Here is a 13,751-nt window from a genome sequence, read left to right on the forward strand (position 1 = left end):
CAAGCCTGATATTGACGTTTAGCCGTGGTGGTTGGTTGGGGTTGGTTGCGGCGACGATCGCTGGGGTGGGGTTGCTGGGGATTTGGTTTTGGCCAAGGTTACCGCTGCAATGGCGGCGTTGGGGGGTGCCAACTGTGGGGGGGCTGGCGATCGCCCTCTGTATTGGTGCGATTGTGAGTGTGGCGCCGCTGCGGGAGCGAGCAGCGAGTATTTTTGTTGCCCGAGGGGACAGTAGCAATAATTTCCGCATTAATGTTTGGACGGCAGTGCAACAGATGATTTGGGCACGGCCTTGGCTCGGCATTGGACCGGGGAATGTGGCCTTTAACCAGATTTATCCACTCTATCAGGTGAATGTGCGCTTCACAGCATTGAGTGCCTATTCCATCTTTCTGGAAATCCTTGTGGAAGTAGGGGTGATGGGCTTTAGTGTCTTTCTCTGGTTGTTGGCGGTGCTCGCCGATCGCGCGTGGCGTTGTTTGCGGGCGTTACGGACAACAGCAAACCCTCAAGGGTTCTGGTTGATGGGAGCTGTGGCAACCATGGTGGGAATGCTCACCCATGGGTTGGTAGATACGATTTGGTTTCGCCCGGAGGTGGCTACCCTTTGGTGGCTGATGGTGGCGATCGTTGCCAGCTTTGCGCCGTTGGCAGACCGAACAGAGAATACAGCCGCTAACGGTCTGGATGCTGAGCCGTCAACCTAGGCATAAGCTCGGGATCGCCCGCTTGATCTTGCCAGCCACAGTGGGAGCAATGGCACTGACCTATCTTGAGTTGGGAGTGATGGATGGGTTGCCGACACGCAGGGCAGCGACCGGTGAAGTAAGGGTGGTACATCAGCATCCGAATCTGCTCAACAGGAGGAAGATGACCAATCACTTGCTCAAGACTGGCTGTGGGGGATTCTAGGGAAAACATCAGGGAGTCCACAGGAACGTTCGTATCGGTTGGCACAATCTCTTTTTTTCAGTGTGCGAGCGATCGCCGGCAAGGGGAATCGTAGAAATACGGAAATCTTCCCCCTCTAGCCTGTGGAAAACTCCAAAAAGCCTGTGGAAAATTCTGGGGAAAACCTGTGGAAAACCCCGGAAAAACTCTGAAAAACTGTGGAAAACTTTTTATTCTTTTTCCACTAAGATAATGGCTTGTGGAAAAACCCCCCACTTTTTCCACAAGTTTTCCACAGGGGGGAAGTGGCTCAAAGTCGCTCTGCAAGCGGGTTTCCGAAAATTTTTCCACATTTCCACAGCCCCTACTACTACTATAAATATTATTTAAATAATTTAGTAGCAGTAGTAGATCTCTAGATCTAAGGGGAATAAGATTCTGACAGAGAAAAATAAAAGATGTGATTTGGGGAACGTGGGGTTAGTTTGAAGCTGGCTTAGAGCTTGAGGAAATCTTGGTTGAGAGGGTTGTGATACTGGGAAACATTAGGAAGACAAGAACAAAACGAAAGGTTGAGATGGCTAGAGGATCAGAACTTCCAAGTGCTTGGGGAAAACTTTGGGGAATTTGGGGAAAACTGTGGAAAAGGATTTGAATTTAGGTTCAGGATGCTCTAATAAGGATCTGTTTGCGCCGCGAAAAATTTTTTTGGCCTGAGAAGGGTCTAGAAGCCCCTAGAAGGAGGGCGATCGCCCTAGTGAGTAGGTTTTATCGTTGAGGGGATTTTGCTGCCCATAGAGGCGATTTTATGAGGGGTTGTCTAGACAACCTTGGGATAACCGTTTGTCGATAGGATAGTCCAAGCAACTACCGTCCTCAAACTTGCCATGACACGCATTGTTACTCTCCTAGGAGCAACCCCAGAACAACAAACGGCACTGGGTCTGGCCATTGCCCAGTGGTTTGCCGAGCGACAGCAGCGAACCTTGTTAGCGGTGCCGAGTCCAGCCACTTCCCTGCAATTTCTCATTGGCAGTCCAGATCGGGCGATTGGTTGGCAACCCAAGTTGCTGTCGGAGGGATTAGCGATCGCCGAGCTGATGGCCACTGAAAGTCTCAACGCGGCATGGCAAGAACTTAGCCGTTTAGTGGAACCCTATTTGCCCCAAGAATTGGTGGGTAAGGTTTATGCGGGCGAATTGGTGATCTTGCCGGGGATGGATACTTTGCTGACCCTAAATGCGCTGCGCGTGCACTACAGCAGCGGTGAGTACGATGTGATTGTCTATGTGGGGGGGAATAGTCAAGATACACTGCGGCTGATTGGGTTGCCCCAAGGGTTGGCATGGTACTATCGCCGCTTTCAACGTTTGCTGGATCAACTGGATCTCAACGCGATCGCCAATGCGATTGGGGGGCCGATCGCCAGCGCAATTATGGCGGCCAATATTGACACCCAAAAAGTGCGTGAGCGTTTCGGTGAGGCGAAGGAGTGGATCGATCGCGGTGTGCAGATTGCCGCGGACTCGCAACGGTTATCGGTGTTTCTGCTAACGGATGGCACAGTGATCTCAACCGCTCAAACCGAATGGTTATGGGGCAGTGCTCAACAGGTGAATGTCCCTATTTCTGAGGTCTTTTGTATGGGGGAACCCACGCCAGAGGTCAGCCGCACGTTTGCACCGCTACGCATTTCCGCTCTTCCTAAAGACTGGAACAACTGGCAAAGTCTTGTTTCCTATCTTCCAGACTTGAACCAGCTAGGAGCGGCACCGGCTCCCTATGAGTTTGATGAGACGCAACAACAGGTGCGCATTTTTCTACCGGGATTTCGCAAAGATCAGGTGAAACTCAGCGAGTTTAGTGGGGAACTGACGGTGGAAGCTGGCGATCAGCGGCGCCACATTGAGCTACCCCCTAGCCTCAAAGGCAAACCCGTTCGCGGGGGTAAATTTGAAGCTCCCTACTTGATCGTCAGTTTCTAAGACTTTCTAAGGTTCAAGGCGCAGACGCACAGAGTCGCGGTGGGAAATCAGGCCTTCTGTTTCAGCGAGGGTCATGACCGCTCCCCCCTGTTTGCGCAAGGCAGCAGGGGTGTATTGAATAATGCTGGAGTGTTTGAGGAACGTTTCTACGCCCAAGGCAGAAGCATAACGGGCGGCACCAGAGGTGGGCAGGGTGTGATTGGGACCCGCGAGATAGTCGCCAACCGCTTCAGGGGTGGAATAGCCGAGGAAAATCGCACCGGCATGGCGCACCTGCTCGACAAGGCTCCAAGGGTCTTCGACTTCCAATTCCAGATGTTCAGGGGCAAAGTGATTGGAGAGTTCTACCGCTTGTTCTAGGCTCTCGACAATGCCAATCAGGCCATAGTGGGCGATCGCCTTCTCGGTGAGAACCCGGCGCGGATGGTCAGCCAATTGTTCGTTCACCGCTGTAACCACCGCCTTTGCAAGGGGCAAACTCGGAGTCAGTAAAATGGCCGCTGCCAAGGGGTCGTGTTCTGCTTGAGCTAGCAAATCAGCGGCAATGTGAACAGGATTGGCCGCCTCATCGGCAATGATTAAGACCTCTGAAGGCCCTGCTAGGGAGTCAATACCAACCCGCCCATAGACTTGCTTTTTGGCAAGCATGACATAGAGGTTTCCCGGCCCTGTAATCACATCCACGCGCGGAATCGTTTCTGTGCCATAGGCAAGGGCAGCAATGGCTTGGGCGCCACCAACGCGATAAATCTCTTGAATTCCCGCTTCTTGGGCGGCAACGAGAACCGCAGGATTAATACCTTTGCCCTGACCGGGAGGGGTGACCATGACAATCCGCTGCACACCGGCCACCTGAGCGGGAATCGCATTCATTAACACCGTACTCGGATAGGCAGCCCGTCCCCCCGGCACATACAGTCCGGCAGCATCAACAGCAGTGTAGCGTTTGCCGAGGACAATGCCATCTTCACCAAATTGCACCCAACTTTTGGGCACGCGCTGGCGGTGGAAGGCTTCAATTTGCTGCTTGGCAAGGCGAATGGCATCGAGGAGTTCTTTGGACACCTGTTGGTAAGCGGCATCCAGTTCATCTCCTTTCACTCGTAAGGTTTCGGGGGTGAGGTCAATGTGATCAAACTGGGCAGTGTACTCAATCAGGGCGCGATCGCCTTCCTTGGCCACACGGCGCAAAATTGCCTCAACAGTAGCCTCTTGGTCGCTCATCTCCCCGCTATCGGTGCGATCGCAAATGCGGCGTAGTTCAGCGCGTAGGTCGGTTAACTGGGTGATGATCCGCAACATGGTCGTTCACGTAGGCGAGGCAGAGAGTCGGGGAAAGGTTAAAAAACCTTAATCAACCCTATCAATAGCTTACAGCGATTTTCCAATTACAGGGGCGGGCTAAGGCTGGCCAACAACGAGTGCTTAGGGCAAGATCGCGATTCACGAGACTGAGCCTTCGGAGTTCGCATCAGATTGCCAAGGCAGCCACTCCTCATCTAGAGCTTCCTCCATTGTGAAGTCGGGGACTTCCGGAATCACGTCAGGGGATAACCCAATCGCTTTCAACATATTTTTCCTTGCCTTTTGATAGGAGTCTAGGAAAGCTGCCTTTGCAAATGGCTGAAGACTGAGGCTATCCTGCAAAATTAGCGCAATTTCTAAACGGAAATGACTAATCTCCAACAGCCAACCCCTATAGCAGTATTGTCGCTCAGTTTCCCAGTATTTGAGCTTGAGAAGATGCTCACAAAGACGCAGTAGATAGCTGAATAGGGCGCATTTTTCGCTTCGACCCAAGCTCTCAATCTCCTCAATTAAATTTTCCACATCTAAGTGGTCAAAGTTCCCTGCCTTGAGGTGGGCAACGGTCTCCTTAAGCCAAAGGTAATAGTCGGTCTCATAGAGGAGTTGGGTCTTAAGACAAGGGGTCATGGGGACTAGATAACAACGGCAACTGGTTTTCTGGTGGAGTATAGCCTAGGTGTTGCCAAGCGCGGGGAGTGGCAACGCGGCCTCGGGGGGTTCGTTGCAGATAGCCCATCTGGAGCAGGTAGGGTTCATAGACCTCTTCAATGGTTTGCACATCCTCACCAGTGGCTGCAGCAAGGGTTTCAATGCCCACAGGCCCGCCTTGATAGGACTCAATTATCAGACTGAGGAGCCGGCGATCGCTCCAATCCAAGCCTGCTGGATCCACATTGAACAGTTCAAGGGCAGCGGTAGCCACCTCTAGGCTAATCGTGCCATCGTGCTTCACATCGGCATAGTCCCGTACCCGCTTTAGGAGCCGCAGGGCAATGCGGGGTGTACCCCGACTGCGGCGGCCAATTTCTAGAGCGGCTTCAGGAGTAATGGGAGTTTGTAAGAGGGCTGCCCCCCGCTGAACGATCTGCTGGAGTTCTTCGGGATGATAAAAGCGCAAGCGCTCCACTAAACCAAAGCGATCGCGCAAGGGCGAGGTCAAGGCGCCGGCACGGGTGGTTGCTCCCACAAGGGTAAAGCGATTGAGTTTCAGTCGTCGCGTGCGTGCCGTTTGCTGTTTGCCCACGGTGAGATCAAGGTAAAAATCCTCCATGGCGGGATAGAGGAGTTCCTCGGTCATGCGGGAGAGGCGGTGAATCTCATCAATAAAGAGAATATCCCCCGCTTGCAGGTTCACCAAGAGACCCACAATGTCGCGGGGGCGTTCCAAAGCTGGGGCACTGGTCACTTTGCAGTTGACCCCCATTTCTGCCGCTAAGATCAAGGCAATGGTGGTTTTCCCTAAGCCCGGCGGGCCATAGAGCAGCAGGTGATCAAGGGGTTCTTGGCGTGCCTTGGCTGCCTCGATCGCAATGTGCAGCACATCCTTGAGTTCCTGCTGGCCAATGTAGTCCTGCAAAAAGCGGGGACGTAGGGACTCCTCAGCCGGCGAGTGCTGTTCCTCTGGGGTGGGTTGATTGGAAAGCAGTAAAGGGGGGCGCGATCGCTCCGGCGGTGAATTTTGCGACGAAATAATCGCCATTGCTGCCCCCTAGGGCAAAGCTTAAGCCCGTTTTAACCAGCTAAACATGGAACGCAGTTCTTGACCCACCTGTTCAATGGGGTGTTCTGCCTCCCGTCGCCGCATTGCAGTAAAGCCCGGTTTACCCGCCATATTTTCCAGCACAAACTCACGGGCAAATTGACCCGTTTGAATTTCGTGGAGAATTTTGCGCATTTCCGCGCGGGTCTCCTCGGTAATAATCCGTGGGCCACGGGTGAGGTCGCCGTATTCTGCGGTGTTGGAGATGCTGTCCCGCATTTTGGCAAGCCCCCCTTCCACAATCAAATCCACAATCAGCTTCACTTCATGGAGACACTCAAAGTAGGCCAGCTCTGGCTGATAACCGGCCTGCACCAACGTTTCAAAGCCAGCCTTAATCAGGGCGCTGAGGCCACCACAGAGCACCACTTGCTCACCAAACAGATCGGTTTCTGTTTCTTCGCGGAAGGTGGTTTCCAGAATGCCGGCACGGGTGCCTCCAATTCCTTTGGCATAGGCCATGGCGAGATCACGGGCTTGACCACTGGCATTCTGATAGACCGCAAACAGGCAGGGTACCCCTTCCCCTTGGGCATAGGTGCGGCGCACGAGGTGACCAGGGCCTTTGGGCGCCACCATCACCACATCCACATTGTCGGGGGGCACAATCTGGCCAAAGTGAATGTTAAAGCCGTGGGCAAAGGAAAGGACATTCCCCGCTTGCAGGTGGGGGGCAATCTCCTGCTCATAAACAACCCGCTGAACTTCATCGGGCAGAAGAATCATAATCCAGTCGGCCAGTTTCGCAGCTTCCGCCACGGAGTGCACCGCTAGACCATCGGCACGGGCGCGCTCTGCAGAACGACTGCCGGCATAGAGACCCACCACAACATTGAGACCGCTATCCCGCAGGTTGAGGGCATGGGCGTGGCCTTGGGAGCCATAGCCAATGATGGCGATCGTTTTGTCCTTGAGGAGTTCTAATTGGGCATCTGCGTCGTAATACATGCGCGCCATAGTGATGATGTTCCTTTCCAATTGCATTCAGCAGGTCGTTATTATTTCTCTACCACATTGGCAGAGCCGATATAGCACCTCCTAGAGGGCTAGTTGCGGGAGTTAGCGATTACGGGAATAACGATTGTTCCCACCGCCCATGGCTTCACGGGGGCGTGCCTTGTTGACCTTGAGTTGCCGTCCCATCCACTCGGCACCGTCGAGATCAGCGATCGCCGCATCTTCTTCAGCATCCGTGGACATTTCCACAAAACCAAAGCCCCGCTTACGGCCTGTTTCCCGATCCACCGGTAAATAGACTTGTTTGACGGAACCGTACTCGGCAAAAACGGCCTCTAGGTCTTCTTGGGTGGCCGTGTAGGAAAGGTTGCCGACATAAATAGACATAATCTGATCTGCTCCAAAGCAAAAATTGAACCCTGTGTTGACGCTGACTTCGGAGAGACGACTGTCACGTAACCAACCTTCCCTAAAACCGAACTCAAGAATCGCTCTACTTAAAAAACTCAAGCGGCGATTACTCGCCAACCTTGTCTTCCGATTATAGCCGATTGCGATCGCCTGCGCTGCGAAAGTAGGGATGCTACCCTAAAAGAGGTAGATTTTTTGTGAATCTTAACAATGTCCGATTTACCGGCGGTTGTTGTGGGCCTTTCCGGCGGTGTTGATAGTTCCGTGGCCATTGCTAGCCTCAAAGCTCAAGGGTACCCCGTTGTTGGTCTGACGCTGTGGCTGATGAAGGGTAAGGGGCAGTGCTGCTCTGAGGGGCTAGTGGATGCGGCGCGTCTTTGTGAGGAGCTGGGAGTCCCTCACCATATTGTGGATAGCCGCGAAATTTTCGAGAAATATATTGTGAACTATCTGGTCAGTGGCTACGCCAGTGGGGTGACACCGCTGCCCTGTTCCCAATGCAACCGTTTGGTGAAGTTTGGGCCGATGCTCGCCTATAGCCGTGAGCAACTGGGGATTGACTACATTGCTACCGGGCATTATGCCCAAGTGAAATACAATCCCACCAGCGATCGCTATGAACTGTGGCGGGCGGTGGATCGTCATAAGGATCAAAGCTACTTTCTCTATGACTTGCCCCAAGAGATTCTGGCTCATGTGCTGTTTCCTCTTGGTCAGCAAACCAAGGCGCAGACCCGTGCCCTCGCGGCGCAGTATGGCCTGCATACCGCCAGTAAACCGGAAAGCCAAGATCTCTGCCTGATTGAAGCCCATGGCTCCATGCGCCGATTCTTGGATCAGTATCTGCCCAGTCAGCAAGGGGAAATTGTCGATGTCCATGGCCGGGTGCTGGGGTACCATCAGGGGATTCACCACTATACGATTGGCCAGCGCAAAGGCTTGGGAATTGCGGCACCTGAACCGCTTTATGTGGTGGCCTTGGATCGGGAACACAATCGCGTCATTGTCGGCGATCGCGCCACCGCCGGCCGTCGTGAGTGTACAGTGGCCCGGGTGAACTGGGTCTCGATTCCCCCCCCCACAGAACCGATCACAGCCACGGTACAAATTCGCTATCGTACTCCTCCAGTGCCGGTGACTATCATTCCCGCTGCCAACGCTGAGCAGGTACAATTGGAGTTTACTGAACCGCAATTTGGGGTAACGCCGGGGCAAGCGGCGGTTTGGTATGCGGGCGATCGCCTGCTGGGGGGCGGCATTATCCAGCCCTTTGTGACACCGACACCACAACCCCTACAAGCAATGGCCACCCACGTTTAAGGAAAAGACTGACCATGCAAAAGCGCCTTCATTACTCATCCTTGGAAATTAACCGCCGAGCAGAAGAATTAATCAAGCACTCCGCCAATCGCTATCGGATTACGGTGCAAATTGCCAACCGGGCGAAACAGCGGCGGGGGCTAGAGGCCAGTGAAGATCTCGATGATCTGCCCCTGAAGCCGGTGACCCGTGCCATTATCGAAATGTCCGATGAAATTGCTCAACCGGAGTTACTGGCAGATTAGGCGCCATGGGAAGACGACGGGGCTGGACGTTTTTGGGCTGGGTGACGTGGGGGTGCTTGCTGGCACTTCTGTGGCTGCCCCTGAGCAGTACTTGGAGTGTGGGGCGATCGCAACCTGACCCCAACCTACCCGATGCCCCTGCCCAAATTCTCATTAACCCGCGGCTGGTGGCAGAAACCCTCTATCCGAAGTTGCCCGGTTTGCCGAAGGAAAACCACTATATCCGTCAAGACAACCGTCAGCCGGCACCAGAAAGTACCCTCCTTGAGCGATTCATTGTCTATCACACCACTGTCAAAGGGCGATCGCCCCTCTACCGTTTTGACTGGAAAATTTCCCTTGCTGACTATTTGGGGCTGAATGACTTCCTGCGCAGAGAAACCTATCCGGGACGTTCTTACCTGACAGTCAACCCCATGGAAGGGGATATGGCTGCCATTCGCCAACTCAATCGCCAACAACGGGATGCCTTGGTGAGCACACTGGCCACCTTCTACGCCCAGCAAGCGGGGTTACCCACGACTACACCCCAGCGTCCCCAACCCCAAACAACACTGCCAGAACCGACATGGAGACCCCCCACCGTTCTGCCCCCCGTTCCCCAACCCGGCAGTGCTGGACTTTTGGCGCCCCCCGAATCCCCCCGCCCGCTGCCCACTGGGGAATCCCGTTTTTTACTGCCCTAGATGTTTGCAATTGGGTTCATGAGTCATGGCTGTTCCGATTACTGAGTTGCTCACCCCAGAGATTCTCAAACCTGCTCGCTATTTGGGCAATGAGCGAGGGGCAGTTCATAAGCCGTGGCAGGCCGCAACGGTGCGCTGGGTGCTCAGCTATCCGGAAATCTATGAGGTGGGCGCCTCGAACTTAGGACACATTATTCTCTACAACATTCTCAATGCCGTCCCCGATCAACTGTGCGATCGCGCCTACTTACCCGCAGCGGACTTAGCCGCCAAATTGCGAGTGACCCAAACTCCCCTTTTTGCTGTGGAATCGCGCCGCGCCCTGCGGGAGTTTGACCTCATTGGCTTTAGCCTCAGTTATGAGTTGGGTGCCACGAACATTCTGGAAATGCTCGACTTGGCCGGCCTACCCCTGACTTGGCGAGAACGCCAACAGGCACCCCTAGAAGAGATTCCCCTTATCTTTGCCGGTGGACAGACAGCGACATCAAACCCTGAACCCTACGCTGACTTCTTTGACTTTTTTGCCCTTGGGGATGGCGAAGAACTCTTGCCCGAAATTGGCCTCGTGGTGGCAGAAGGCAAACGAGCCGGCTTGAGTCGGCAGGACTTGCTATTGGATTTGGCACAGGTGCCGGGGGTCTATGTGCCGCAATTTTACGATCGCCAAGGGGATGGCGCCGTCAAACCCAATCGTCCCGATGTGCCCGAGCGCATTTTGCGGCGAGTAGCTACCCCGATGCCCCACTATGCCATTGGCTTGGTGCCCTATGTAGAAACCGTTCACGATCGCTTGACAGTGGAAATTCGCCGGGGCTGTACGCGCGGCTGTCGCTTTTGTCAACCGGGGATGCTCACCCGCCCTGCCCGCGATGTTGCCCCCGATGAGGTGATTGCCGCCATTGAAACGGGGATGCGCGCCACGGGCTACAACGAGTTTTCGCTACTGTCGTTGAGTTGCTCCGACTATCTAGCTCTGCCCGCCGTGGGTGTGGAAATTAAAAATCGCCTGCAAAACGAGAACATCTCCCTCTCACTCCCCAGCCAGCGGGTGGATCGCTTTGATGAAAACATTGCCCACATTGTCGGTGGCACGCGCCAAGGGGGACTGACCTTTGCGCCGGAAGCGGGAACGCAGCGGCTACGGGACATTATCAACAAGGGGCTGACCAATGCGGAATTGCTGCGGGGGGTCAAAACTGCCTACGAACAGGGCTGGGATAAGGTCAAGCTCTACTTTATGATTGGCCTGCCGGGGGAAACTGATGCTGATGTGTTGGGCATTGCTGAAACGATCCGCTGGCTGAAGCGAGAATGCTGGATCAAAGGACGCAAGCCCCTGAGCTTTAACCTGACCATCTCTAACTTTACCCCCAAGCCCCATACACCCTTTCAGTGGCACGCCGTCTCCACCAGTGAGTTTCTGCGCAAACAGGAGCTACTGAAGGCGGAATTCCGCACGATCAAGGGGCTAAAGGCCAACTTTACCGATGTGCGCATCTCAGCAATGGAAGACTTTGTCGGTCGGGGCGATCGCCAACTGGGGCCAGTGATCCGCCGCGCGTGGGAATTGGGGGCACGGGAAGATTCTTGGTGGGAAAGCCTCGATCGCGCCTATGCCGCTTGGACGCAAGCCATTCAAGAAGCGGGTCTGGACTGGAAATACCGTCAACTGGAAGCGGGTGAGTGGAATGTCTTTAGTGGTGGCAGCCACAACCTTGATGCGCCCCTGCCTTGGGATCACATTGATACGGGCATTAGTAAAACATGGCTGAAGGAAGACTTGCAGCGTGCCCTAGAAGCGGTGGTCGTTCCCGATTGTTCCTTTGAGGGCTGCTCCCATTGTGGCGTCTGTGGCATTGACTTTGGCCATAACGTGGTCGTGCCGCCCCCCCCGATTCCGCCTATTCAAGGTCAACCCCAAGCCCCCCAAGAACGGGTGCAACGTCTGCGCCTCACCTTTGGGAAAACTGGGGAAATGACGCTTCTCAGCCATTTAGATCTACTGCGCCTCTTTGAGCGAGCAGTACGCCGTGCCCATCTACCCATTGCCTTTACGGGGGGATTTCATCCTTCACCCCGCATCTCCACCGCCAGCGCCTTGCCCCTTGGGGTGACCAGTTATGGCGAAATTGTTGATCTGGAATTTTATCGCGAGGTGGAGCCGTCAACGGTGCTGGAGCAATTGCGGCAACAACTGCCGGCGGAGGTGCCCCTTTACACCTGTGCAGTGGTGCCCTTAAGTGAACCGGCAGCAAGTCAAGCCCTGCGGGCAGCTACTTATGAACTGCTCATCCGTACCCCTGAACCTGTGGAGCGGGACACTTGGCAACAGTGGTTAGAGGATTTGCGAGCCACCCCTGAAATTCTCTATGAGCTAACCACCAAGTCAGGGAAAACCCAAGTGGTGAATTTGCGCGATCGCCTGCTGCAGATCCGCCTCAAGGAGCACCAAGACCACTGGCCTGCCGTCAGCCTCATCTACACGGGAGTCTGTCGCAATGATGGCACGTTCCTGCGGCCAGAGCATTGTCTGTACCTCCTAGAAAAAGTGAGTGGTCTGTCCTTGGAACTGGGGGCGATCGCCCGTCAGAAATTACACCTCGAAACGCCATGAACCTAGCAACGCAAATTCGCGGCGGTCTGATTGTCTCCTGTCAAGCCCCGGCAGATTCCCCTTTGGCGGCGCCAGAAATCATTGCCGCTATGGCAGGGGCAGCGGTTTTGCGGGGCGCAGTGGCCGTGCGCATCAATACCCCGGCCCATATTCAGGCAGTGCGCCAAGCAGTAAAGGTGCCCATTATTGGTCTCTGGAAGCAAGTTTTGCCCGAGTACCCTGTGTATATTACGCCTCGCTTTGCCGATGCGGTGGCCGTTGCGACAGCAGGTGCTGATGTGATTGCCCTCGATGCCACAGCGCGATCGCGCCCTGAACCCCTACAGGACTTGATTCAGCGAATTCACGATGAACTGGGCAAGCCCGTCATGGCCGACATTGACTCCCTTGCAAGTGCTGAAGCGGCGATTGCTGCCGGTGCTGATTGGGTGGGCACGACCCTCTTGGGTTACACCGAAACCACGGCGCATACCCCACCCCCCAGTTGGGCGCTCCTGAGTCAGCTGGTTGAGCACCTCAACGTGCCTATTCTCTGTGAAGGGGGGATTGCCAGTCCCACAATGGCTGTAAAAGCTTTGACTTTGGGGGCTTGGGCAGTGGTCGTGGGCACCGATATTACAGGCATTGACCTCAAGGTGCAGCAGTATGTCCAGACCCTAAAAGCAACGACGATTGAAAATTCTCAACCCTAAATCCTATCCAATTCTATCGGTTTGTATATTTTCCTCTATATTCCGACCGATAAACGAGAGTTTGTGGCAAGATAGAATCCGTAGCTAAAGATACATCGTTAGCCTAGGAGCCACCATCTATGAGCCTAAAACTTGGGGATGTCGTACCCAACTTTACCCAAGCCTCTTCTATGGGGGAAATCAACTTCTATGAGTGGGCAGGGGATAGCTGGGTTGTATTGTTTTCCCACCCAGCGGATTACACCCCCGTTTGTACGACAGAACTGGGCGAAGTGGCGCGGTTACGCTCAGAATTTGAGAAGCGCAATGTCAAAACCTTGGCCTTGAGTGTGGATAGTGTGGAGTCCCACCTCGGCTGGATCAAAGACATTGAAGAAGTCAACAACGTCAAGGTGGATTACCCGATTTTGGCAGATGAAGATAAAAAAGTCTCCAACCTCTACGACATGATCCACCCCAACTCCCTCAACAACCTGACGGTGCGCACAGTCTTTATCATTGACCCCCAAAAACGCCTGCGCTTGACCTTGACCTATCCCGCCAGCACGGGGCGTAACTTTGCTGAGATTCTGCGGGTGATTGATTCGCTGCAACTGACGGACAACTACAGTGTGGCCACCCCCGTCAACTGGCAAGAGGGTCAAGAGTGCGTGATTGTGCCTTCCCTCAGCGATGAAGAGGCGAAGCAGAAGTTTCCCAAGGGCTTCAATGCTGTTAAGCCCTATCTGCGGTTGACACCTCAACCCAACAAATAGCCTAGATTAGCCTAGACAAGTCATGGCGACACCCTGAGCTGTTCGGGGTGTTTTTTTGTGCCTTGGCAGCATCCCAAGATAGGATAATCTTGCACAGCAAAACCAAGGAAAGGAATAGAGGCGGA

The 13,751-nt window shown here is 54.3% G+C and carries 14 protein-coding genes (1 of these 14 running past the window's edge); 8 read left to right on the forward strand and 6 right to left on the reverse strand.

Going from position 1 to position 13,751, the window contains the following annotated elements; genetic code table 11:
- A protein-coding gene (locus tag RHH81_RS08630; protein WP_206199833.1) for an IctB family putative bicarbonate transporter crosses the window boundary here: on the forward strand, positions 1-707 show its 3' portion. 691 nt of this gene lie to the left of the window's left edge; the window shows 707 of its 1,398 coding nt (coding positions 692-1,398); its start codon lies beyond the left edge, outside the window; its stop codon occupies positions 705-707.
- Here RHH81_RS08630 and RHH81_RS08635 read toward each other — a convergent pair.
- On the reverse strand, positions 676-957 hold the full coding sequence (locus RHH81_RS08635; protein WP_302678079.1) for a hypothetical protein: 282 nt from the start codon (positions 955-957) through the stop codon (positions 676-678). The genes RHH81_RS08630 and RHH81_RS08635 overlap by 32 nt on opposite strands.
- An 821-nt stretch (positions 958-1,778) precedes the next feature.
- Here RHH81_RS08635 and RHH81_RS08640 point away from each other — a divergent pair.
- Positions 1,779-2,876: an ArsA-related P-loop ATPase gene (locus RHH81_RS08640; protein WP_302678080.1), complete on the forward strand. Its 1,098-nt coding sequence runs from the start codon at positions 1,779-1,781 to the stop codon at positions 2,874-2,876.
- Positions 2,877-2,882: 6 nt separating this feature from the next.
- Here RHH81_RS08640 and hisD read toward each other — a convergent pair whose 3' ends face one another.
- The 5 genes from hisD to RHH81_RS08665 all read right to left on the reverse strand — a co-directional run bounded on the left by hisD (position 2,883) and on the right by RHH81_RS08665 (position 7,287).
- Positions 2,883-4,178 (reverse strand): histidinol dehydrogenase, encoded by a 1,296-nt coding sequence (hisD, locus tag RHH81_RS08645; RefSeq protein WP_206199836.1) that lies wholly within the window; start codon positions 4,176-4,178, stop codon positions 2,883-2,885.
- A 141-nt stretch (positions 4,179-4,319) separates the two neighbouring features.
- Positions 4,320-4,811, reverse strand: a complete 492-nt coding sequence (locus RHH81_RS08650; protein ID WP_206199837.1) for a DUF29 domain-containing protein — start codon at positions 4,809-4,811, stop codon at positions 4,320-4,322.
- The gene (ruvB, locus tag RHH81_RS08655) at positions 4,795-5,883 is read right to left on the reverse strand and encodes a Holliday junction branch migration DNA helicase RuvB (RefSeq protein ID WP_206199838.1); all 1,089 of its coding nucleotides are present in this window, start codon (positions 5,881-5,883) and stop codon (positions 4,795-4,797) included. The genes RHH81_RS08650 and ruvB overlap by 17 nt, the downstream gene beginning before the upstream one ends.
- Positions 5,884-5,904: 21 nt before the next feature.
- Positions 5,905-6,900, reverse strand: coding sequence for a ketol-acid reductoisomerase (gene ilvC, locus RHH81_RS08660; protein WP_149818542.1), 996 nt, complete (start codon positions 6,898-6,900; stop codon positions 5,905-5,907).
- 102 nt (positions 6,901-7,002) lie between these two features.
- The gene (locus RHH81_RS08665; protein WP_181494467.1) at positions 7,003-7,287 is read right to left on the reverse strand and encodes an RNA-binding protein; all 285 of its coding nucleotides are present in this window, start codon (positions 7,285-7,287) and stop codon (positions 7,003-7,005) included.
- Between the two features lie 234 nt (positions 7,288-7,521).
- Here RHH81_RS08665 and mnmA point away from each other — a divergent pair, with 234 nt between their 5' ends.
- The 6 genes from mnmA (at position 7,522) to RHH81_RS08695 (ending at position 13,626) form a co-directional block, all read left to right on the forward strand.
- Positions 7,522-8,631, forward strand: coding sequence for a tRNA 2-thiouridine(34) synthase MnmA (gene mnmA / locus RHH81_RS08670; protein WP_206199839.1), 1,110 nt, complete (start codon positions 7,522-7,524; stop codon positions 8,629-8,631).
- A gap of 14 nt (positions 8,632-8,645) precedes the next feature.
- Positions 8,646-8,876, forward strand: a complete 231-nt coding sequence (locus RHH81_RS08675) for a DNA-directed RNA polymerase subunit omega (protein ID WP_206199840.1) — start codon at positions 8,646-8,648, stop codon at positions 8,874-8,876.
- A 5-nt stretch (positions 8,877-8,881) separates the two neighbouring features.
- Positions 8,882-9,562: a hypothetical protein gene (locus RHH81_RS08680; RefSeq protein WP_206199841.1), complete on the forward strand. Its 681-nt coding sequence runs from the start codon at positions 8,882-8,884 to the stop codon at positions 9,560-9,562.
- Between the two features lie 25 nt (positions 9,563-9,587).
- Entirely contained in the window at positions 9,588-12,179 is a 2,592-nt protein-coding gene (locus RHH81_RS08685; protein ID WP_302678083.1) for a TIGR03960 family B12-binding radical SAM protein, read from the forward strand.
- Positions 12,176-12,871, forward strand: a complete 696-nt coding sequence (locus RHH81_RS08690) for an N-acetylmannosamine-6-phosphate 2-epimerase (protein WP_206199843.1) — start codon at positions 12,176-12,178, stop codon at positions 12,869-12,871. Before RHH81_RS08685 ends, RHH81_RS08690 begins: the two co-directional genes overlap by 4 nt.
- Positions 12,872-12,990: 119 nt before the next feature.
- On the forward strand, positions 12,991-13,626 hold the full coding sequence (locus RHH81_RS08695; RefSeq protein ID WP_149818527.1) for a peroxiredoxin: 636 nt from the start codon (positions 12,991-12,993) through the stop codon (positions 13,624-13,626).
- The last annotated feature ends 125 nt before the right edge of the window (positions 13,627-13,751 follow it).

Source organism: Thermosynechococcus sp. PKX95, assembly GCF_031583295.1.
GTDB lineage: Bacteria > Cyanobacteriota > Cyanobacteriia > Thermosynechococcales > Thermosynechococcaceae > Thermosynechococcus.